At 48.2% G+C, this 21,412-nt stretch carries 25 protein-coding genes; 14 read left to right on the forward strand and 11 right to left on the reverse strand.

Annotated elements, in window-relative coordinates; genetic code table 11:
* Positions 1 to 40: 40 nt before the first annotated feature.
* The 8 genes from trmD to ACTHUM_RS08770 all read right to left on the reverse strand — a co-directional run bounded on the left by trmD (position 41) and on the right by ACTHUM_RS08770 (position 8,574).
* A complete protein-coding gene (trmD, locus tag ACTHUM_RS08735) occupies positions 41 to 790 on the reverse strand; it encodes a tRNA (guanosine(37)-N1)-methyltransferase TrmD (RefSeq protein ID WP_004519639.1) in 750 nt (249 codons plus the stop codon).
* Positions 790 to 1,299 (reverse strand): ribosome maturation factor RimM, encoded by a 510-nt coding sequence (rimM, locus tag ACTHUM_RS08740; RefSeq protein ID WP_004519640.1) that lies wholly within the window; start codon positions 1,297 to 1,299, stop codon positions 790 to 792. The genes trmD and rimM overlap by 1 nt, the downstream gene beginning before the upstream one ends.
* A gap of 15 nt (positions 1,300 to 1,314) precedes the next feature.
* Positions 1,315 to 1,563: a 30S ribosomal protein S16 gene (rpsP, locus tag ACTHUM_RS08745; protein ID WP_003684452.1), complete on the reverse strand. Its 249-nt coding sequence runs from the start codon at positions 1,561 to 1,563 to the stop codon at positions 1,315 to 1,317.
* A 75-nt stretch (positions 1,564 to 1,638) separates the two neighbouring features.
* Positions 1,639 to 4,035, reverse strand: coding sequence for a bifunctional acetate--CoA ligase family protein/GNAT family N-acetyltransferase (locus ACTHUM_RS08750; RefSeq protein ID WP_004519641.1), 2,397 nt, complete (start codon positions 4,033 to 4,035; stop codon positions 1,639 to 1,641).
* Between the two features lie 55 nt (positions 4,036 to 4,090).
* Positions 4,091 to 5,488, reverse strand: a complete 1,398-nt coding sequence (locus tag ACTHUM_RS08755; RefSeq protein WP_004519642.1) for a HAMP domain-containing sensor histidine kinase — start codon at positions 5,486 to 5,488, stop codon at positions 4,091 to 4,093.
* A 15-nt stretch (positions 5,489 to 5,503) separates the two neighbouring features.
* Positions 5,504 to 6,181: a two-component system response regulator MisR gene (gene misR / locus ACTHUM_RS08760; RefSeq protein WP_003748666.1), complete on the reverse strand. Its 678-nt coding sequence runs from the start codon at positions 6,179 to 6,181 to the stop codon at positions 5,504 to 5,506.
* 207 nt (positions 6,182 to 6,388) lie between these two features.
* Positions 6,389 to 8,221, reverse strand: a complete 1,833-nt coding sequence (locus tag ACTHUM_RS08765; RefSeq protein ID WP_049344880.1) for a PglL family O-oligosaccharyltransferase — start codon at positions 8,219 to 8,221, stop codon at positions 6,389 to 6,391.
* Positions 8,218 to 8,574: a DUF2069 domain-containing protein gene (locus ACTHUM_RS08770; protein ID WP_049336736.1), complete on the reverse strand. Its 357-nt coding sequence runs from the start codon at positions 8,572 to 8,574 to the stop codon at positions 8,218 to 8,220. Before ACTHUM_RS08770 ends, ACTHUM_RS08765 begins: the two co-directional genes overlap by 4 nt.
* A 217-nt stretch (positions 8,575 to 8,791) precedes the next feature.
* Here ACTHUM_RS08770 and hisC point away from each other — a divergent pair, with 217 nt between their 5' ends.
* The 14 genes from hisC to ACTHUM_RS08840 all read left to right on the forward strand — a co-directional run bounded on the left by hisC (position 8,792) and on the right by ACTHUM_RS08840 (position 19,280).
* Positions 8,792 to 9,877 (forward strand): histidinol-phosphate transaminase, encoded by a 1,086-nt coding sequence (gene hisC, locus ACTHUM_RS08775; protein ID WP_049336735.1) that lies wholly within the window; start codon positions 8,792 to 8,794, stop codon positions 9,875 to 9,877.
* 19 nt (positions 9,878 to 9,896) lie between these two features.
* On the forward strand, positions 9,897 to 10,853 hold the full coding sequence (gene hisB / locus ACTHUM_RS08780) for an imidazoleglycerol-phosphate dehydratase HisB (RefSeq protein ID WP_070587450.1): 957 nt from the start codon (positions 9,897 to 9,899) through the stop codon (positions 10,851 to 10,853).
* 169 nt (positions 10,854 to 11,022) lie between these two features.
* Entirely contained in the window at positions 11,023 to 11,667 is a 645-nt protein-coding gene (hisH, locus tag ACTHUM_RS08785; protein WP_049336732.1) for an imidazole glycerol phosphate synthase subunit HisH, read from the forward strand.
* 72 nt (positions 11,668 to 11,739) lie between these two features.
* Positions 11,740 to 12,477, forward strand: coding sequence for a 1-(5-phosphoribosyl)-5-[(5-phosphoribosylamino)methylideneamino]imidazole-4-carboxamide isomerase (gene hisA / locus ACTHUM_RS08790; protein WP_049336731.1), 738 nt, complete (start codon positions 11,740 to 11,742; stop codon positions 12,475 to 12,477).
* Positions 12,478 to 12,655: 178 nt separating this feature from the next.
* Positions 12,656 to 12,973, forward strand: coding sequence for a hypothetical protein (locus ACTHUM_RS08795; RefSeq protein ID WP_004519651.1), 318 nt, complete (start codon positions 12,656 to 12,658; stop codon positions 12,971 to 12,973).
* 40 nt (positions 12,974 to 13,013) lie between these two features.
* A complete protein-coding gene (hisF, locus tag ACTHUM_RS08800; protein WP_049336730.1) occupies positions 13,014 to 13,781 on the forward strand; it encodes an imidazole glycerol phosphate synthase subunit HisF in 768 nt (255 codons plus the stop codon).
* A gap of 43 nt (positions 13,782 to 13,824) precedes the next feature.
* A complete protein-coding gene (hisI, locus tag ACTHUM_RS08805) occupies positions 13,825 to 14,232 on the forward strand; it encodes a phosphoribosyl-AMP cyclohydrolase (protein ID WP_004519653.1) in 408 nt (135 codons plus the stop codon).
* 32 nt (positions 14,233 to 14,264) lie between these two features.
* Positions 14,265 to 14,588, forward strand: a complete 324-nt coding sequence (locus tag ACTHUM_RS08810) for a phosphoribosyl-ATP diphosphatase (RefSeq protein ID WP_003679440.1) — start codon at positions 14,265 to 14,267, stop codon at positions 14,586 to 14,588.
* 118 nt (positions 14,589 to 14,706) lie between these two features.
* Positions 14,707 to 15,030 carry a histidine triad nucleotide-binding protein gene (locus ACTHUM_RS08815; protein WP_004519654.1) on the forward strand — a complete coding sequence of 108 codons (324 nt, stop codon included), beginning with the start codon at positions 14,707 to 14,709 and terminating at the stop codon, positions 15,028 to 15,030.
* Positions 15,031 to 15,065: 35 nt separating this feature from the next.
* On the forward strand, positions 15,066 to 15,269 hold the full coding sequence (gene tatA, locus ACTHUM_RS08820) for a Sec-independent protein translocase subunit TatA (RefSeq protein WP_003679438.1): 204 nt from the start codon (positions 15,066 to 15,068) through the stop codon (positions 15,267 to 15,269).
* A 3-nt stretch (positions 15,270 to 15,272) separates the two neighbouring features.
* Positions 15,273 to 15,935: a Sec-independent protein translocase protein TatB gene (tatB, locus tag ACTHUM_RS08825; RefSeq protein ID WP_440361194.1), complete on the forward strand. Its 663-nt coding sequence runs from the start codon at positions 15,273 to 15,275 to the stop codon at positions 15,933 to 15,935.
* A gap of 15 nt (positions 15,936 to 15,950) precedes the next feature.
* A complete protein-coding gene (gene tatC, locus ACTHUM_RS08830) occupies positions 15,951 to 16,727 on the forward strand; it encodes a twin-arginine translocase subunit TatC (RefSeq protein ID WP_039862097.1) in 777 nt (258 codons plus the stop codon).
* Positions 16,728 to 17,284: 557 nt separating this feature from the next.
* Positions 17,285 to 18,670 (forward strand): GntP family permease, encoded by a 1,386-nt coding sequence (locus ACTHUM_RS08835; RefSeq protein WP_004519658.1) that lies wholly within the window; start codon positions 17,285 to 17,287, stop codon positions 18,668 to 18,670.
* Positions 18,671 to 18,761: 91 nt separating this feature from the next.
* Complete coding sequence (locus ACTHUM_RS08840; RefSeq protein ID WP_049336727.1) at positions 18,762 to 19,280, forward strand: gluconokinase, GntK/IdnK-type; 519 nt, start codon at positions 18,762 to 18,764, stop codon at positions 19,278 to 19,280.
* Between the two features lie 59 nt (positions 19,281 to 19,339).
* On the opposite strand, the gene dtd is transcribed toward ACTHUM_RS08840, so the two are convergent.
* The 3 genes from dtd to ACTHUM_RS08855 all read right to left on the reverse strand — a co-directional run.
* Positions 19,340 to 19,801, reverse strand: a complete 462-nt coding sequence (gene dtd, locus ACTHUM_RS08845) for a D-aminoacyl-tRNA deacylase (RefSeq protein ID WP_049336726.1) — start codon at positions 19,799 to 19,801, stop codon at positions 19,340 to 19,342.
* Between the two features lie 98 nt (positions 19,802 to 19,899).
* A complete protein-coding gene (locus tag ACTHUM_RS08850; protein WP_049336724.1) occupies positions 19,900 to 20,664 on the reverse strand; it encodes a peptidylprolyl isomerase in 765 nt (254 codons plus the stop codon).
* A 44-nt stretch (positions 20,665 to 20,708) separates the two neighbouring features.
* Positions 20,709 to 21,412 (reverse strand): peptidylprolyl isomerase (locus tag ACTHUM_RS08855; RefSeq protein WP_440402824.1); only part of this gene is annotated, 704 nt, incomplete at its 5' end.

Here is a 21,412-nt window from a genome sequence, read left to right on the forward strand (position 1 = left end):
TGCTCTAATTGTTGAATCAAGTTCATTTGTTTTTCCTAAGTTATGATTGGATTTCCTGTTGCTCTTGCAAGATTTCTTTTAAGAGGCGGGATTCCTTTGGGATTAAACTGCGCTTTTCCAATAAATCGGGTCGGCGCTCTAAAGTGCGTCGCAGTGATTGTTTCAATCGCCACTCGGCAATCAAGCCATGATTCCCTGAGCGTAAGACATCAGGAACTGTCATGCCTTGGAATTCTACGGGTTTGGTGTAATGAGGACAGTCTAAAAGGCCGTCTGAAAACGAGTCTTGTTCGGCTGACTGTATATCGCCCAATACGCCCGGAACCAATCTTAAGACAGCATCCATCAACATCATGGCGGGTAATTCGCCACCTGAGACGACAAAGTCGCCAATGCTGATTTCTTCGTCCACACTGCTTTGCAATAGTCTTTCATCTATGCCTTCATAGCGTCCGCATAGAAGAATAAGATGGGGCAGTTCGGCAAGATCTGCGGCCTTTTTATGTGTCAGCGACTGACCTTGCGGACTGAGATAAATTACTTTGGCAGGTTTTTGCGAGTTTGCTTTGGCTTCTTCAATTGCTGCTTGAAGCGGCGGCGCCATCATAATCATTCCCGGACCACCTCCGAAGGGGCGATCATCGATATAGCCAAGTTTGTTGTCGGCAAATTTTCGGGGATTAACGGCTTGAAATTGCCAAAGGTTTTGTTTTCTTGCCCTGCCTGTAACACCATATTCGACAATGCTGTCGAACATCTCTGGAAAAATGGTGATGGCTTGAATCAGCATCAGTAATCCAAACCCCAGTCGGCGATAATAGTTTTGCTGTCGGTATCGACAGATTCGATATAGTTGGAGACGAAGGGAATCAGGATTTGTCCGTGTTTGCCTTTAATCATCAAAACATCATTCGCGCCGGTTTCCATCAGGTTACTGACTTTGCCGAGGACAATGTTTTCTTTATTGATGACGGTCATGCCGACTAAATCTGCCCAGTAGTATTCGTCTTCTTCAGTAGGGGCGAATGACTCTCTGGGAATTTCGATGGTATAGCCGCGCAAGGCAAATGCTTGATCGCGATCGTCTATACCTTCAAATTTGACCTGAAGTTCGCCATTGACAATTTTACCTGCCTCAAGCACAACATTCAGGGTTTTGCCATCCTTGCACAACTGCCACTCTGGGTAGTCCAGCAGACTGTCGGTATATTCGGTATTGGCGGCAATTTTAAGCCAGCCTTTAATGCCGAACACACCTTTGATGTAGCCCATGGCTACCCGTGTTTGAGTGTCTGTCATGGTCGTTTCAGCTGATTAAGCAGCGATTTTTTGCTCTTTAATCAGTTTGGCAACTGCGTCGCTAACTTTCGCACCTTGAGCAACCCAGTGGTTGATGCGGTCTGCGTCGAAACGTACACGTTCTTGTTTTTCGTTGGCAACGGGGTTGTAGAAACCTACGCGCTCGATGAAGCGGCCGTCACGACGGTTGCGAGAGTCAGTTACGACTACGTTGAAGAAAGGGCGGTGTTTTGAGCCGCCGCGAGCCAAACGGATAACTACCATTTTGAGTCCTTTTGAAAAATGCGGATATATAGAAACCGCTAATTTTAGGATATTTTACACGGGTTATGCAAGTTTTTATTTGTTTTTGTTGCTGTTTTGCCATTCGTTCAAATCGAGGCTTGCTTGATACAGGCCGCGGTCGGTTTCCGATGGAGTGACGGTAAATCCTGATTTTTCAGCGAGTTTGAGCATCGGTGTGTTTTCTTTGAGGATTTCCGCATTCATGATTTGATAACCTTGCTGTGTGGCAGTTTGGATAATGAGGCTTATCATTTTGCCGGCCAAGCCGGTTTTGCGTGTTTCAGGTGCTAAAGTAATGCCGAACTCGCACTCATTACGATTGATGCGGCTGTAACGGCTAACTGCGACGATACGACCGTCTGAAGCGAAGGCTACCCACGCGCATTCGGCATGGAAATCGAGACGGGTCAGCCGTGCGAGTGTCGGCGGCGGCAACTCGTTGGTATGGGTCATGAAGCGCGTATAGCGGTCGGCCGCGGGTAATTGGCGGACAAATTTTTGTTTGGCTTCGGCATCTTCAGGTTCTAGTGCGCGGATGTGCAGTGTGTTGCCGTCGGGCAGGGTAAAGGTATCGGTTTGGCTCGGATAGGGTGCGAGTACGTTTTGTATCTCGGGAGTTTCGGTTTTAGGGTGCAGTAGTTCGGACGCGGCTTCGCCGGTGTTGCGTAGAAACTCGGCTGCGACCGGATTTTTTTGTTGGAGGTAGGCGGCGGCACTTTGCATTTTAGCGGCGGCCTGTTCTAAGGTTTGGACGGCTTTTTTGGGGATTTTGGTTGTCGGCGTGGCTGGTTTTTCCACAATTTTGGGAATGATGGTGCTGCTGTATTGGCTGCCGTTGTAGTTGAGGATGATGTCGCCGATATGCTGGTTGTTGTGGATAAGCGTGTTTAGGGAATGCAGGAATTGATTGAGAACGGAAGTGTTGTCAAGTTCTGCAAACTGGCTTAAACGCTGGATATCGAGTGTGGTAAAAGGAGGTAATGCGGCTTCGGTTTTGCCGTTGTAATGGGCGGTAAGGATATTGCCGTAAATGGCATGGCGGTTGAATCGGAATTGGACGGCATTGTGTTTTTGGGTTTGGCACGGAGGCAGGTATAGGGCTTCCGCCATCAGTTCGGTTTGGCCGGAAGCAATGGCTTTATCGATACTTTTGCTTTTGGGTGTTTTTAGACGACCTGTTTTGGCTGGCGCAGGGGTATTTTGTACTTGTTGCAAATAGGCTGTTTGATTGCGGAAATAAAGTGTCAGCAAGGCTTCTTCCGGCGTGTTAAACCGAGTCAGGCCGTCTGAAAAACGATAGCTGACGAGAATGGGCTTGCTGGTTTTTTGTGCCAAATTATCCAGAGTTTGATGAATACTGTATGCGTCTGGCGTATCTGGCGAAATAATGCCAAGCAGGGCTTGAGTATGCGGATTTTGTAATTGTTCGAGCGCCAGACGGTGGATGCGTGCAGGCGTAGGGTTGCTGCCGATGCAGCCTTGTCGGACGGATGGTACATCGGTTGGGAGGTCGAGGGTCAATTCGCAGGCATTGGCGGTAGTGCGCAGCCATTCTATCGGCGTATCGGACAATATGGTGGGGTTGGTAATGACGGGAATGCCGGAAAGGTGGGCTTTTAGGGCTGCTTCCAGTTCGGCGTTATTGAATACCGGTTGGAAATTGCAATGGCGGCTGAGGCTGCGCAGGATGGCTTTGTCTGTGTCGTCGGTGTAGTGTGTAGACAATAGGATAAGCGGAGTGTGGCGTGTAAAGTGGCGGATGGCACTGAACAGCTCGCGTTGGTTTTCGGCCGGATTGTAGTGGATCACGGCAACTTTAGTATGGCGGTTGTGGCCGAAGCGGTTGAGCCAGTCGGCCGATGTAGTAGGGCTTAGATCATAGTTGAGGCTGATGTGGCGCGATACGCCTTGATGCAGCGTGTTCAGCAGGTGGTTGATGTTGCGGCTGACGGTGCTGTGGCCGGTGAGTAATGCGATATGGCCGGCCGGATAGTCGGTTTGGGTGCTGATGTTGAGGTTGAGTGAGGGAAGTTGGATGCCTGCGCTGTTGCATACGGTGATGTTCAATTCATCGCCGTGATGTTTTTGAATGGTGGAACGGGCGTTTTTGCAGGATTCGGGCGGTAGGTTTTCCCAATCTTGAATCAGAATAATGTGGTGCAGGTCTTTTTTACGGCAGGCTTTGAACAGCGAGTCGTAATGGTCGGGCGGGATAACGGCAACAACCAAATCGGCTTGTCCCGGGATTTTGCTGAGGCTGGAGTAGGAGGGAATGCCTGCTACACTGCTGTGTCGAAGATTGACGGGGGTGATTTTGCCTTGATATGAGGAACCGAGCAGGTGGCTGAAAATGCGTTCGCCAAGGCTGTGCGGACGTTCGCTGGCGCCGACGAGGATGATGTGTTCAGGCATGAAGAAGTAGCCGGAGCCGGTTTGGACGGTTGCGCTCATGATGGTTCCTTATTTGTGTTTTTGGCCGTCTGAAAAGTTTCAGACGGCCTTATTTTTAGACTTCTTTTTTGTCTCCGGCTTTCTTTTTGGGAAGGATAAAACGCATCCTCAGGCCGTTGGGTTTGACATTTTCAGCAATGATTTTACCGCAGTGCTGTTCCATAATGTGCTGTGTCAATGCAAGCCCTAAACCTGTACCGGGCTTGTGCGCGCTGGAGTCGGCGCGATAAAAGGCAGTGAAGATATGCGGAAGCTGCATTTCATCGACACCCGGACCGTTGTCGGTCACATCGATAATCCAGTGTTTGCCGTCTTGTCCGATATGGGTTTGAATGGTGCTGCCTTCCGGACTGTAATTGATGGCATTACGGATAACGTTGTCAAAGGCGCGGTATAGATAGCCTTCGTTGGCGCTGACCACGGCATTTTCGGGGATTTTTGGGTCAATGCTCAGGGTAACGCTTTGGTTGTTTTGGTGGGCAATGCTTTGGTTGTCCTCAATCAAGTTGGTTAAGAACGGAACGAGTTTGAGGTTTTCTTTTTCCAAAGGAATATTGGAAGTTTCCAAGCGGGATAGGGTCAACAATTCGCCGACCAGAGTATCCATGCGCACCAATTCGCCTTCAAGGCGCTTGAGGTATTGCTCTTGCTTTTGCGGCTGAGATTGAATCAGGCCGACAATCGCCTGCATACGTGCCAGCGGCGAGCGCATTTCATGAGAAACGTGGTGGAGCAAATGACGCTCTTTGGCAACAAGTTTTTCCAGTTTCTCGGCCATTTTGTCGAACTGCACGGCAAGGTGGGACAATTCGTCGTCACGGTCGTCAACTTGCTGGGAAATGCGGGTTTCGAGTTCGCCGTTGGCTACCCTGTCCATACCGCCGCCAAGAATTTTAATGGGCTTGGTAATGTTGTTGGCAAGGATGTATGCCATCAAGAGGCCGACGATGATGATGAAAGACAGAATGATAAATTCGTGCCAAATCGGCGAGAGCGGCAGGCCGGGAATGAAGAGCGGGCTGGGCAGGCGTTGGGCTTGATGGTTGTCCCAGCCTTTAATGAAGAAGAGGTATTCTTCGCCGAAACGGTCGTATTCGATGTGGGCTAAATCGGATTCGGGATTGTTGATGGCAAAGATGCGGGCGCGTTCGATGGACAGGCTGTCGATGTTGCGGCCTAAAATATCTTTTTTATCGTCGCCGGTAATCACATAAACGGCATTGGAAACCGGATTGTTTTTCCATTCCGAAAGAATTTCACGCGCACCGCTGTCTCCGCGCGAGTTAAACGCGGAGATGATGCTGCTCATCAATGTGGTTTCGATGGTGCGGCGTTGGTTGAATTGGTTTTCGGCGAGGGTGTTTTGTACCAGCCAAAATGAAAAACTCGCCACAAAGATTGCGCAGACGATGACTGCGCAAAATGTGGCGAAGATGCGTTGAAACAGTTTCATTGATCTGTTTAATCTTTAGTTTTTAACAAACAGGTAGCCTAAGCCGCGTACAGTTTGAATCAGGGAGGCATCGCCCAATTTGTGGCGGATGCTGGAGATGTGTACGTCGATGCTGCGATCAAATTTAGCCAGTTTGCGGTCGAGTGCCTCGATAGACAGGGTCTCTTTGCTGACGACTTGTCCGGCGTGGCGCATCAAAACTTCGAGCAGGTTGAATTCGGTGCTGGTCAACTCAAGCGGAGTGTCTTTGATGCTGGCTTGGCGTTTGGCAGGGTAGAGGACAACGTCGCTGACAGAAATGCTGTTAGGCGCGTTGTTTTGTTCGTTGCTGTGTTGCGCACGGCGCAGGATGGCGTTGATGCGGGCCAAGAGTTCGCGCGGTGTGCATGGTTTCGGAACATAATCGTCCGCACCCATTTCCAGACCGATAATGCGGTCGATGTCGTCGCCTTTCGCGGTCAGCATAATGATGGGCACGGTGCTTTGGGTACGTACGTTTTTCAGTACGTCCAAACCGTTCATTTTAGGCATCATGGAGTCTAATACGACGACATCGTATTGTCCGGTCAGAATTTCTTGAACGCCGGCTTCGCCGTCGGGAACGCTATGAACGTTGAGGCCTTCGGCAGTCAGGTATTCGGTCAGCAATTCGGTCAAGAGGGCATCGTCATCTACGAGTAATACGCGACTCATGGAATTTCCTTTTCGTGATTGTATGCGCCGTGGCACTAAATAGGCGGTGCGGCGCTTAAAATAGAGTTGTATTCAATCTTAACATGCAATCTGCTTTTGTTGATAGCGTAATTTTCTGTGCTTTTGCGCTTTTTTGCATAGAAACTTGCTGCTCTTTACATTTTCAGACGGCCTGTAAGGACAAACTGACAATTAGGTGTGTTTTGTTCAGGGTTTGTCGCATGATTGGGCGGTTTGGTGTTTCGGTGCGTTGATGAAATCTTTGCAATCGGACAAAAGTTTGGGCAGTAAGGGGGCGAATGTCGGGTGGCTGCGTATTTTGTCGGCGTAGAAATACATCATATAAGGATAATAATATTGCATTGCCTGCATCCATTGCGCACCTTCTTCTTTTTTACCTTGTCGGTAGAGGTAAAGGCCAACTTGGTAGGCGCTGGAGTAGGGGCGGTAGGTCAGGGCTTTGAGTGCGGCCTCTTCTGCCCATGGGTGGATATAGGCATCGGTCGGATCTGCACGTTTGCTCAAGCTCAAATCGGCGTAATAGGCAAGCATGGGGCTTTCTTTGGAAAGTCGTTGCAAGCCGTCGATTTTGTTTTGAACCGTTTGCTGATCATCGGTTTTCCCTACACGGCTATATTGGGTCAGATTTTGATATTCCCAGCTGAGGTTTGCTATGCCGATTAAAATCGATAAAGCAGCTATACCGCTTGCCCATTGTCTGATTCGGGTGGATAAAGGGCCGTCTGAAACATCTTTCGGATAAGAGGGTGTCAACGACAGAATCAGGCTGAATACAGTGAGGAAGTAGATATACCAAAGAGGATATTCAAGCATGCTGTGGCAAAGGCTGACGGCGGCGGCAGTCAGTAAAAACAGCGAGGCCGGCGTTTGATTGCGGCCCAACAGTCGCCACACGGCTGCAAGCAGGGTTAAGGCTGCAAGTAAGGTGCCGGCAATGCCCATTTCGGACAATAACTGCATGACGATATTGTGCGAATGGGTAAACAGTACGCCGAGGATATTGTTGGGGAAGTATTGTTGTTGGGCATTGATCAGGAAGGTTTGTTGGGCAAAACTGTTCCAGCCATGGCCGAACCAAGGTGCGGATTGAAAGGCAATCCATGCCTTGCTCCATTCGATTTGGCGCATGGAACCTTCAAAACCGCTGGTGCCTGCGCGTTCGACAGCGGTTTCGTATTTGACGTTGCCAAACAAGTCCAACAGGCTGCCCATACCGAATTGGAAAGCGGCGGCCAGGATGGCGGTCAGGAGAAAAATGCACAGTGCGCGTTTGTGTTGGAAACGGGTACGCCAAAACCATAACGGTGTAATCAGGAATAGGGCGGCAATGTAGCCTAAGATGGTGCGTGAGTTGACAAGGCCGAGGGTTGCGGTCAAAGCCAATACAAACAGAAAACCTGCTGTATTGGACATTTTGCGTGCCGTCCATAAATAGGATGCCGCCAAAATGCCCCACATTAAATAATGTCCCAAATGGTTTCGTTGGCCGAGTTGGCCGTTTACGGTGCCGTTGCTTCGGGCAATGATGCCGTTCAACCACTCTACGTTGGACCAGCCTTTAAATTGCAGCCAAACGATGGCAGCCTGCATAGTTGCACCTATCAATAAAGACCAAGCGAAGATGCTGACGACGCGCTCCTGTCCGTAAGCTGCTACCCAGCCCCGCACCGACCATGCGCCCAGTGCCAAAATGACAAAGGTCCAGGCAGTAATATCGCTCATGCCGGGGTAGGTCGAATGCATGAGGCGTGCTTGGAGCAACCAAAATGCAGCCATGGCAAACAGGCCGATACTGAGTGTGGGAAGACGGATATTCAGCAGGCCTTTGTGTGCGCTAATCAATGTCAGTACCAATGAGCCGCTCAGTGAAATGGCTTCCAGATAAAAGCTGGGTAGTGGGCCGACTCGGTAGAGTGAAAGAAAAGGGACGGCGCAAATCCAAATAAAGCTGAGCCATAAAGGCCAAAAGGTTTTCACTGAAGATTCGGTCAGGCCGTCTGAAAGTGTGTGGTAGGTCATTTTGATGTGTGTTTTTGTTGTTTGATAAATGCAAGGCAGCCGAGGAAAAAGGCAATGCACAATAATACGGAAACGGCGGCGCAAATCCGGCTGGCGACGGCTGTGTCAGCCAGGCGCATACAGGCTTCGGCAAAGTAAATCAGAATTAGCATGGAGCTGTATTGGTAAGTGTAGATGCGTTTTTTCAAAATACCGGTCAACGGCAAGCACAAAGGCAGGGCTTTCAGTGCCAACCATGAGCCGCCTTCGCGCAATGGAGCGATCCACAATTCCCACGACAAGGAAAGCAGAATCAGCAGGATAAGGCTTATGGACGTTGCAAGATAAGGTAATGGGGAGCGTGTATTATTCACAAGATTGAGGGCGTAAGCCGTACTGGAAAACTTAAAATTATACCGCTAAAAAGGCGGGGTAAGCCAAGAATATTGCTTAAAGATGCTCAAGAAAGGATTTATTGTTTTTTCTTCAAATTAATGAAACTTTATCTTGTTTTATAGTCTTATTAATATATATATCTAATAAAGATTGTGCTACTATTATAAATACTTTATCTCAGGAGGATAGAAAACCATGAATCGCGTTGCTGAAGTTATCCGTGATGATATTAAAGTAATGACAGCCTATCAGGTTGCTGATTTGCCGGAAGGTTTTATTAAGTTGGACGCTATGGAGTGTCCGCATCATCCTTTCGCCGGATATGAATCTTTGTTGTCAGAATGGGCGGACTTGGCAAAGCAGGCACCGATTCATTTGTATCCCCATACTGCCAAGAGCGGGATTTATGAAGAATTGAGGGAAATTTTCGGTATTCCCGATAAAGCGGAAATCGCATTGGGCAACGGCTCAGACGAGCTTATCCAGTTTTTGACTATGCTGGTTGCCAAACCAAATGCGCGTGTATTGGGTATTGAGCCAAGTTTCGTTATGTATCGTCATAATGCCGCGCTTTATGGTATGGAATATGTCGGTATTCCCTTAAATCCGGATTTTTCTTTAAATCTTCCTGCCGTTTTGTCTGCGATTGAGCAACATCAGCCGTCATTAATTTTTATTGCCTATCCCAATAATCCTACCGGCGTGTGCTTTAAACGAGAAGAAGTAGAGGCGGTCATTCGTGCGGCAACCGGCATTGTGGTTGTCGATGAGGCATATGGCGCGTTTCATCATGACAGTTTCCTTCCGTGGGCGGGCGAAGTCGAAAACCTGGTCGTAATGCGCACCATCAGTAAAATCGGCTTTGCAGGCTTGCGGATGGGATATGCGGCGGCAAGTCCAAGCATTATGGGTGAACTGGCCAAAATCCTTCCGCCTTACAATATGAATCAATTAAGCTTGGCGGCGGCAAAATTCTCATTGAAACATCATCAAATCATTCAGCAAAACATTGATATATTAAAAAACGAGCGTTCGCGCGTGATGAATGAATTGTTGAAATTAAACCGTTTGGAAGTTTTTCCGAGCGAAGCCAACTTTATTACCGTTCGCGTTCCTGATGCGGACGGGCTGTTTGAAACATTGAAGCAATACCGCATACTGATTAAAAAACTGCATGGCAGCCATCCGCTTTTGGATCAGTGTGTCCGCATAACCATAGGCTCGGCAGCGCAAAATGATGCTGTCTTGGCCGTTATTAGAAACCTTTACCCCAATCTTTGATTCCAAGGAAACTACCATTATGAACAAAGCTCAACTGCATTTGACCAATTTTCTGTTACTGGTTGAAGAAGCCGGTTCATTGACCAAGCTTGCACGCGCGTGCGGTTATGAAAACTCCGCCTCTTTGTCTCAGCTCAAACGCCGTTTGGAACAACAAGCAGGCGATGAGTCTGCACGCGGCATTCGTCCGAGCCTGGCTGCGAAGTTGGAATCCGGCATGCACAAACGCAAAGGCTGGCTGAACCGTGATCACAGCAAAGACCAAGAAAAAGCAGCAGCGGTTGAAGTGGCGCGTTTGGAAAAACAAACTGTCGAAGCAGTCGAAGCTGGTGTTTCAACCGAAGACCGTTTTGTTACCGTTACCCGCAATACCTGCGAAACCCAAATCACCGTCAGCCTCAACCTTGACGGTACCGGTAAATACCGCTTGGATACCGGCGTTCCTTTCCTTGAACACATGCTTGCCCAAGTGGCGCGCCATGGTTTGATTGACTTGGATATTACCTGTAAAGGCGATTTGCACATTGACGACCATCACACGGTTGAAGACATCGGTATCGTGGTGGGTCAGGCCTTGAAACAGGCGCTTGGCAATAAAGCCGGCATTACCCGTTACGGTCATGCCTATGTTCCGCTGGATGAAGCGTTGAGCCGCGTGGTCATCGATCTTTCCGGCCGTCCTGGTTTGGTGTATAACATCGACTTTACCCGCGCCCTGATTGGCCGTTTTGATGTTGATTTGTTTGAAGAATTTTTCCACGGCCTTGTGAATCACAGTATGATGACCTTGCACATCGATAATTTGAGCGGCCGTAATGCACATCATCAAGCCGAGACCGTTTTTAAAGCCTTCGGCCGCGCCTTGCGCATGGCGGTCGAATACGATCCGCGCATGATGGGTCAAACACCTTCTACCAAAGGCACGCTGAGTGAAGAATCTGTTCAAGAAGAAGCGGAAGCCGCGTCTGAAGAATAAGGCATCGTGTGAATGAATAAAGGCCGTCTGAAACCGATTGGGATTTCAGACGGCCTTTTATTATTTGTCTTGTATAGTGGCAATATTTTGTTTTAAACCATCTTTTGCTACAATCATTCTTATTATTATATTAATCATTAAATGTTTTCAGACGGCCTGAGGAGAAACAATGAAAGTAGCGATTGTCGATTATGGAATGGGAAACCTGCACTCAGTATTGAAATCTGTTCAGGCGGCGCAGGCCTTGTCCAATCAAAATGCTGAAATTTATCTGACTTCGCGGCCTGAAGAGGTGATGGCGGCGGATAAGGTTATCTTTCCGGGGCAGGGCGCCATGCCGGATTGTATGTCGGCGCTGAAGGCAAGCGGTTTGGGCGAGGCGGTTTCAGACGGCCTGAAAAACAAGCCGTTTTTTGGAATTTGCGTAGGTGCGCAATTATTGTTCGAACACAGCGAAGAAGGCGATACAGATGGTTTGGGTTGGTTTGAAGGACAAGTAAAACGGTTTTTGCCCAATCAAACCGATGCACAGGGAGGCCGTCTGAAAGTGCCGCATATGGGTTGGAATACAGTGCGCCAAACCCGTCCGCATCCTTTATTTCAAGACATTGGGCAGAACGAGTATTTCTATTTTGTCCATAGCTATTATTTTGCACCGAAAAATGAAGAGATTATTTTAGGTGTCAGTGAATATCCGAATGAATTTGCCTGCATTGTCGGTAAGGACAATGTATTTGCCACACAATTCCACACGGAAAAAAGCCATCAGGCAGGATTGCTGCTGCTGCGTAATTTTTTAAATTGGCAGATTTGAGGCTTTAACATAAATCTGCTAAAAATCGCTAATTTGTGTAAAATATACTGAAATTGAATAGAGGAGAAGAAAATGCTGTTGGTACCTGCCATTGATTTGAAAGAAGGACGCTGTGTTCGCTTAAAACAAGGTTTGATGGAGCAGGCGACGGTGTTTTCCGACTCGCCGGCAGAGATGGCGTTGCATTGGCGCAATCAAGGCGCACGCCGTTTGCATTTGGTTGATTTGAACGGCGCATTCGCAGGCGTTCCTCAAAATTTTCCGGCGATTAAAGAAATTTTGGCCGCCGTGGTTAAAGATATTCCGGTACAGCTTGGCGGCGGTATCCGTGATTTGGGCACCATCGAAAAGTATTTGGATTTGGGTCTGACCGATGTGATTATCGGTACGGCCGCGGTAAAAAATCCTGAATTTGTGCGCGAAGCATGTAAGGCCTTTCCGGGTCAGATTATCGTCGGCTTGGATGCCAAAGACGGTATGGTGGCGATAGACGGTTGGGCAACGGTAACGGAACACCATGTCGTCGATTTGGCCAAGCGTTTTGAAGACGATGGCGTCAACAGCATTATTTATACCGATATCGGTCGCGACGGTATGATGAGCGGCGTGAATATCGAAGCCACCGTCAAATTGGCTCAATCAGTGAATATCCCGATTATCGCTTCCGGCGGCTTGACGAATTTGGACGATATCCACGCATTGTGTGCCGTCGAAAAAGAGGGTGTGAGCGGTGCGATTACCGGCCGCGCAATTTATGAGGGAAGTATTGATTTCGCACAGGCACAAAAAATGGCCGATTCTTTGGCTTGACCTAAGTGCGTTTAATTATGCAGATTGGGGCTTTGCAAGGTGTAACAGCGCAGGAGTTGGCGTATAGCTGAAAATGCCTTCAAAAGCGGCATTTTGCAAAGTCCTTAGACTTAAAATCTGTCTGAAATAATTATAAAAAAACAACTCACTCAATATCTTATTTTATTAAGGGATTGGTATGCTTGAAGCGTTTGTTTTGGGTTTTTGGATTATCTGGTCATCCGACCGCGAAGTGTATCCGCTAAGCGAAAGTTTGTGGTTTACACTGATTGCAGTGATATTGCGGCAGCTGACGGCGTTTGATTTGCCGATTATCGATACCTATTGGATGATTTTCAACGGGATAATCTGGGCATTTGCCGGTTTAATTTTTTCCATTGTCGGCCGCATTGACAGCAATTTCATTATTTCCTGTGTTTTGGCGATGATAGCCGGCATTGGTTATTTTCAGCTGTTGCAACATTTGCCGGATTGGTTGAGCAAATTTTTGGCCTGACGGTTTCAGACGGCCTGATAACGGATAATAGGTATTGAGTATGGCATTGGCAAAACGAATTATTCCTTGTCTGGATGTAAAAGACGGTCGCGTGGTAAAAGGTGTCAACTTTTTGGGTCTGCGCGATGCAGGCAATCCGGTTGACGTTGCCAAACGCTACAACGATGAAGGCGCGGATGAGTTGACCTTTTTGGACATCACTGCCTCCAGCGACAATCGCGACACTATTTTGCACGTTATTGAGGCAGTCGCTTCACAAGTTTTTATTCCATTAACCGTCGGCGGCGGTGTCCGTACGGTTGCCGATATCCGTCGTCTGCTTAATGCCGGTGCCGATAAGACCAGCATCAATACGGCCGCTGTAACCAATCCTGATTTGGTAAACGAAGCGGCCGGTTTTTTTGGTTCGCAAGCGATTGTTGTTGCCGTGGATGCCAAAGCGGTTAACCCTGAAAACACCCGTTGGGAAATCTTTACCCACGGAGGACGTAATCCGACCGGTTTGGATGCGGTGGAATGGGCTGTCGAAATGCAGCGGCGCGGTGCAGGCGAGATTTTGCTGACCAGTATGGACCGAGACGGCACCAAGCAAGGTTTCAACCTGCCTTTGACACGCGCGGTCAGCGAAGCGGTCGATATTCCGGTCATTGCTTCTGGCGGCGTCGGTTCTGTTCAACACTTGGTGGACGGCATTAAGGACGGGAAGGCCGATGCGGTATTGGCCGCCAGTATTTTCCACTTTGGCGAAGCGAGCATCCGCGAAGCAAAACTGGCCATGCGTGAAGCAGGAATTGAAGTGCGTTTGTGATTACTATCCAAAGGCCGTCTGAAAATATGGGAAAAAAATGCGAATGTCGAACATAAACGAAACGCTGCTGAATGCCGTAAAATTTGATGAAAAAGGTTTGGTTTGCGCGATTGCCCAAGATTGGCAGACACACCGTGTGCTGATGGTTGCCTGGATGAACGCCGAAGCCCTGCAAAAAACCGTAGAAACCGGGTTTGCCCACTATTACAGCCGTTCCCGCCAAAAACAATGGATGAAGGGCGAAGAGTCAGGGCATACGCAAAAAGTACATGAATTGCGCCTGGATTGCGATGGCGACGCAGTGGTCATGTTGATTGAACAAAACGGCGGCATTGCCTGTCATACTGGGCGCGAAAGCTGTTTTTACAAAGTTTGGCAAGACGGCGCATGGCAGACAGTCGATGCCGTGTTGAAAGACGAAGAGGCGATTTACGGACATAAACATCCTTAAGGCCGTCTGAAAGAAAATAAGAGAAACTGACCATGACCGATACTATCCTTACCCAAATTCAAAACGTCATCGATTCGCGCAAAGGCGGCGATCCCGATGCTTCTTACGTTGCCCAGCTGCTGCACAAAGGCGAAGACAAGATTCTGAAAAAAGTCATCGAGGAAGCGGGTGAAACCTTGATGGCCTCTAAAGATGGCGGTGGCGAACATTTGGTTTACGAAGTGGCGGATTTGTGGTTTCATACCATGGTTTTATTGGCGCATCACGGATTGCGTGCCGAAGATGTAGTAAACGAGCTTGCGCGCCGTCAAGGTTTGTCGGGATTAGTGGAAAAAGCTTCTCGCAAAGAATCTTGAATTTATATTACAATCCCGTATTTGACCTGTTTCAGAATCCGTCTCTTAGGGCAAAAACGATTTCCCTTTTTGGGGTGAAACTCGTTATACCCGTTTTCAGACGGCCATTGGAGCCATTATGGATAATTGTATTTTCTGCAAAATCGCAACCAAAGATATTCCGGCACAAACTGTTTACGAAGACGATGAGATGCTTTGTTTCAAAGACATCCGTCCTGCTGCGCCGGTGCATCTGCTGCTGATTCCGAAAGTACACTTCGATTCACTGGCACACGCAACCGCCGAACATCAAACCCTGTTGGGGAAAATGATGTTGAAAGTCCCTCAAATCGCCCAAGAGGCAGGTTTGACCGACGGTTTCAAAACCCTGATCAACACAGGCAAAGGCGGTGGACAAGAAGTATTCCACCTGCATATACATATCATGGGTACGCCTGCATAACTATCATCTATTTTTAATAAATTCAAGGATTTATCATGGGTAGCTTCTCTCTCTGGCACTGGATTATCGTACTGATTATCGTCGTTTTGGTATTCGGTACCAAAAAATTGCGCAATGTCGGCAAAGACCTCGGCGGTGCAGTGCATGACTTCAAACAAGGCCTGAATGAAGGTACAGACGGCAAAGATGCCAAAAAAGACGAAGTCATCGAACACAAAAAAGACGAAGACAAAGCATAATCCATGTTTGATTTCGGTTTGGGCGAATTGCTGCTGGTCGGCGTTGTCGCCCTAATAGTGCTGGGTCCAGAACGTCTGCCGCAAGCCGCGCGCACGGCCGGGCGTTTGGTCGGCAAATTGCAAGGCTTCGTCAACAACGTCAAGCAGGAGCTCAATACTCAGGCTGAGTTGGACGAATTGCGCAAGGTGAAGCAGGAATTTGAAGCCGCCGCTTCGGAGTTTCGCGACGGTATCAAAGACTTAGGCGATGATGCACAAAAAAATCTGAATGATATTTCAGATGGCCTCAAGCCTTGGGAGCGCCTGCCCGAACAAAAAACGCCAGCTGATTTTGGCGTGGACGAGTTCGGTAATCCTCTGCCTGATTTGGCTTCAAGCAGCACTGAAAATGAAAGTGCGGCCCAAGTTCCTGAAGAGGGTGGAACAGCGCAAACTCAAGAGCCTGTCGGAGCTGAAAATGCCGAGTCCGAGCAAGACCGCGCTTGGCGTGAGTATTTGACCGCATCGGTTTCCCCCGCACCGGCGGTTGAAGTCAGCTATGTCGAAGCTCCTGCTGCCGATGTTCCTCCGCTGCATACGACTTCTTTGCGTAAGCAGGCGATGAGCCGCAAACGCGATATGCGCCCGAAATTCCACGCCAAGCCCAAACTGCGCGTCCGTAAGTAAAAAGTGAGTCAACCGGTGTCCGAACCTCAACACGAACAACCCGTCCAACCGCTTATCGAGCATCTTCTCGAGCTGCGCCGCCGAATGATGTGGATCGTCATCGGTATCGTTGTCTGCTTTTTGGGCATGATGCCGTTTGCCCAGCAGCTCTATACTTTTGTTGCCGAACCATTGATGGCCAATCTGCCTAAAGATACCAGCATGATTGCGACCGATGTGATCGCGCCGTTTTTTGTGCCGGTAAAGGTTACCTTGATGGCGGCGTTTCTGCTGTCGTTGCCGCACACGCTGTATCAAGTCTGGGCGTTTGTCGCCCCGGCTTTATACCAAAACGAAAAGCGTTTGATTACGCCGCTGGTGTTGTCCAGCGTGACGCTCTTCTTTGTTGGTATGGCGTTTGCCTATTTTCTGGTATTTCCCGTTATTTTCAAATTCTTGGCCGGTGTAACCCCTGTCGGTGTCAATATGGCGACCGATATCGATAAATACCTGTCCTTTATTTTGGGCATGTTTGTTGCATTCGGTACGACGTTTGAAGTTCCCGTCGTTGTGGTGTTGCTTGCCAAAATGGGCATTGTTTCGACTGCACAGCTTAAGAATGCGCGTCCGTATGTGATTGTCGGTGCGTTTATCGTGGCCGCAATCATCACGCCGCCTGACGTAATTTCCCAAACCCTGCTTGCCGTTCCGCTGATTCTGCTCTACGAAGCTGGTATTTGGTTCAGCCGTTTTGCCAAAGCGAAAACGCAGCAGGAAGATGAGGATACACCGCAACCACCGGCAGAAGTTTAAGAATCAAGGCCGTCTGAAGAATTTTTCAGACGGCCTTTGTATCATGGCACTTTCAGTTTTTAAGAAAAAGCATGATGAATGTTCGGGGAATCGTAAAACATTACTGTCCAGATTCTTTTGATTCGGCTAAAATTTTTGACCGAGGATTTTGCCGAAATCGAAGCAGTAATGCGTAACAGTCCCTCATGCCTCAATGGGCTGGATTTTAATACCAAACTGCCGGAATTACGTTTGGGAAATGGGGTGATTTTTACCAAGGCATAAGCCGAAAATACTTGATTTTAGGTAATTGAAAAAATATTCGTTTCTATTTTATCGAGAAGAATGATGTCAGGCCGTCTGAAAATTAACTACGTTTCAGACGGCCTTTTTGTCACCCTTGTTTTTCGTTGTAATCCTTATTTATCAAGCATCTTACAAAAAGGGTTTTGAAAAAGAGAAGTTTATATTTTGACTAAATCCAGCCGTATGAATCCATAGTGAAATGTGTTATCTTATCTACGTGTGTTAAGAAACATTAATAAGTTTGTATTTTTCTTACAGAGAAAGGCTTCAAAATGGATGGATGGACTCAAACGCTGAGTGCCGGTACTTTGCTCGGTATCGCCGCGGCAGCGATTTTGCTGATCTTGATTTTGATTGTAAAACTGCGCGTTCATGCCTTGCTGACGTTGGTATTGGTCAGCTTGCTGACTGCCATCGTAACAGGTCTGCCTATGGGCAGCATTGTTAATGATGTATTGGTCAAAAACTTCGGCGGTACACTTGGCAGCGTGGCGTTGTTGGTTGGTTTGGGTGCAATGCTTGGCCGTTTGGTGGAAACTTCCGGCGGTGCTCAGTCTTTGGCAGATGCGCTGATTCGGATTTTTGGTGAGAATCGTGCGCCGTTTGCCTTAGGCGTGGCTTCTTTGATTTTCGGTTTTCCGATTTTCTTTGATGCCGGTTTGGTGGTGATGTTGCCGATTGTGTTTGCAACGGCACGCCGCATGAAGCAAACTGTTTTGCCCTATGCGTTGGCATCTATTGGCGCATTTTCCGTCATGCACGTCTTCCTGCCGCCACATCCCGGCCCGATTGCAGCTTCTGAATTTTATGGCGCAAATATTGGTCAACTGCTGATTTTGGGTTTGCCTGTTACCTTGATTACTTGGTATTTCAGCGGCTATTTATTGGGTAAGATTTTGGGCCGCAGCATTCATGTGCCCGTTCCTGATTTGCTCAGCGGCGGTACGCAAGATAACGACCAACCGAAAGCGCCTGCAAAGGCATCTACGGTCATTGGCATTATGCTAATTCCTATGTTGTTGATTTTCTTGAATACTGGTTTGTCTACTCTGATCAGCGAGAAAATGGTCAGTGCGGATGAAGGCTGGGTGCAGTTTGCACGAATGCTCGGTTCGACACCAATTGCTTTGCTGATTTCTGTTTTGGTAGCCCTGTATGTATTGGGCAGTAAACGTGGTGAAAAAGCCAGCGCTTTGGAGAAAACCATTGATGGCGCATTGGGCCCGGTTTGCTCGGTTATTTTGATTACCGGTGCAGGCGGTATGTTCGGCGGCGTATTGCGTGCTTCCGGTATCGGTAAGGCTTTGGCCGACAGCATGGCTGACTTGGGTATTCCTGTTTTACTGGGCTGTTTCTTGGTAGCTTTGGCTTTGCGTATTGCGCAAGGTTCTGCGACTGTTGCCCTGACTACCGCTGCCGCGTTGATGGCACCGGCCGTTGCGGCGGCAGGTTTCAGCGATTGGCAGATTACTTGCGTGGTATTGGCGACGGCGGCAGGTTCCGTTGGTTGCAGCCACTTTAACGACTCAGGCTTCTGGCTTGTCGGCCGTCTGTTGGATATGGATGTGCCGACGACCTTGAAGACATGGACGGTCAACCAAACACTTATCGCACTCATCGGTTTTGCTTTATCGTCAGTGTTGTTTATCTTGGTTTAATCGAAAATGGCCGGCGGATAGTGTTTTTGAGATAACACAATCCGCCTGTTTTCAAATACCGTTAAAATCTAGATAAACAAGGAGTAGAAAAATGACGACACATTTTGTCATGATGGGCGTGTGCGGTTGCGGTAAAACCACTGCCGCATTGTCTTTGCAAAAACATCTCAACCAATGCCCATATGCCGAAGGCGATGATTTCCATACTCAAGCCAACCGCGACAAAATGGGTGCCGGTATTCCGTTGACGGACGAAGACCGCTATCCTTGGCTGGGCAATTTGCGTGACTGGATGACAGAGCAGGCAAAAAACGGGGAAAAATATTCCATTGTTACTTGTTCCGCACTCAAGCATCACTATCGCGATATTCTGCGTGGTGCAGAAGGGAAGGTGGCTTTTATTCATCTGACTCCGCCTCAAGCAATCAATCTTGAACGTATGCTGTCGCGTCAGGGGCATTATATGAAAGCCGGAATGCTGGATTCGCAGCTGGAGATTTTGGAAGAGCTGGGTGCGGATGAGTACGGCGTTAAAATTGACAATCCGGGTTCGCCTGAAGCCGTTGAGGCAGATATTGTGAACTGGGTGAAAGCGCAAGGCTTGATTTAGTAATGATCAGAAATGGAAAGGCCGTCTGAAATATTTCAGACGGCCTTTTTTGATGGGATTTAGAATGTTTTTTGCGAGTCAAGCAATAAGGTAACCGGCCCGTCATTGCAAAGGGAAACCTGCATATGGGTTTGGAATCTGCCGGTTTCGACAGTCAATCCATGTTTGCGCAAAAGTTGCGCGGTATATTGATAAAGCTTATCCGCTTGTTCGGCAGGGGCAGCATTGGAGAAAGATGGGCGGCGGCCGCTGCGCGCATCAGCGTAAAGGGTAAACTGGGAAACCAGTAATATCGAGCCACCGACATCTTTGAGCGATAAATTTAATTTGCCGTTTTCGTCTTCAAAGATACGCAGGTTGGCGGTTTTATCCGCAATGTATTTGGCGTCTGTTTCTGTATCGGTGTGGGTAACGCCGAGCAATATCATAAATCCGTTGTCGATTTTGCCGCAGGTTTCGCAGGAGTTTTCGGACAAAACGTCAACTTTGGCTTGGGTAACTTTTTGGATAACAGCGCGCATGATGTTTTTGAATAAAAGAAGTTTGTAAAAAAGGGCGTAAAAGACACGCCCTTTGGGTTGGAGTATGGTTTCAGACGGCCTGAAACCATTGAATCAATTTACGGATTAATGCCGTTTTCTTTTAAGATACGTTCGATCTGATTCTCGACTTTTTGTCGTTTAACAGCTTGGGCAATCTGATTGCGTACCAGTTCGAAAGGTTCGGCATTGGGATCGTGTTCTACTGCACTGAGTTTAAACAGATAAAAACGGTTTTCCATTTGAATCGGCTCATGCGTTACATCGCCTCGGTTCATGTCGGCAAAAGCGGTAGCCAGTTGAGGAGAGAGCTGCTGCGGAGAGATGAAGCCGTCGAACTCTTGTTCGGGGTTTGGATAGCGTTTCATCAGCTCTTCAAATGACAAGCCTTTTAGCAGCAGCTCTCGCGCGGCGCGTACTTCGTCGGCTGAAGCAAAGCTGACTTGTTGCAGCTTGATAATGCGTGTTTGATGGTCGTAGAAACGGCGCAACTCAGCATCGTCAACCGCGGTTTGACGTTCTAGATAAGCAGCGTATTGGTTGGCATAAAACTCAGCTTCAACGTTTTTAAGCTGATTCTGCACTTCTGCATCTTTGTCCAAACCAGCCTGGATGGCTTCATTTTTCAAAATTTCCAAAGTCTGCAAACGTGTAACCACATCTTTGCGGATTGCCTGACCATCGGGTTTGGCAGTCTGGTTGGGATGTTGATCGGCTTGTCTCAATACTTCGGCAACCATGCTGTCGATACGGGCGGGATCGATTTCAGGTGCTTTGGCAGTTGCCAAGCCGATGGTTGATAGGGCGAGGATAGCCAAAACGGCAGTTTTGGGCTTGATGTTCATGTGAGTTCCTTATTGCCCGCCGTTATCACGGCGGGCACGTTATATTATTTGTTGACTTTGATGCTGGCTTTTTTCAGCAATGATTGAATGGCCGCATCAACACGGGCTGCCTGTAAGTCGCTGCCAATCTCGTTTTTAGAGGCTTCGTAAGAAGGTACGGTAACGTTACGGCGGTCATTGACGTAGAAAACGGCGTACAAATTACCGTTTTGCAGCGGCGTTTTAGTGTGCGCACCTTTTTTCAGGTCTTTGACAGCTGCGTAAAGCGGAGGCGCTGATTCTTGCAAATCTTTAAGCGGAACATAAGCTTTAGGGATACCGCCGGCTTTTTTGGCCGCTTCGTCAATTGAGTATTGGTTCAATACCGAAACAAAGCTTTTTTTCGCATCCAAATCGGCAATGGCTTTTTGGGCATTGCTGCTGCTGTCAGTCACGATTTCGCCCATTTGGACTTCCTGAGTACCTTTATAGAAGTTGCTGAAGTCGTTGTAAGCGGCTTTGACATCTTTTTCTTGAACAGGATATTGACGGACGATATGCGCCGCGAAAGCTTGGCCTAACAAATCATTTTCGAAAACTGCCCATTCGGTTTTGAATGTGGCTTTTTTATCTGCACCTTGCTTGGCGGCATCGGCACGCGCTTGCTCCAATGCAGTTTTGAATTCAGCGCTTTGATCCAGTTTTAATTTTTTAGCTTCTTGGGTAACAACAGTGCTGATAACTTGGCGTTCAGTCAGCATTTGACGCA

The sequence above is a fragment of the Neisseria sp. P0021.S006 genome (genome assembly GCF_051956895.1).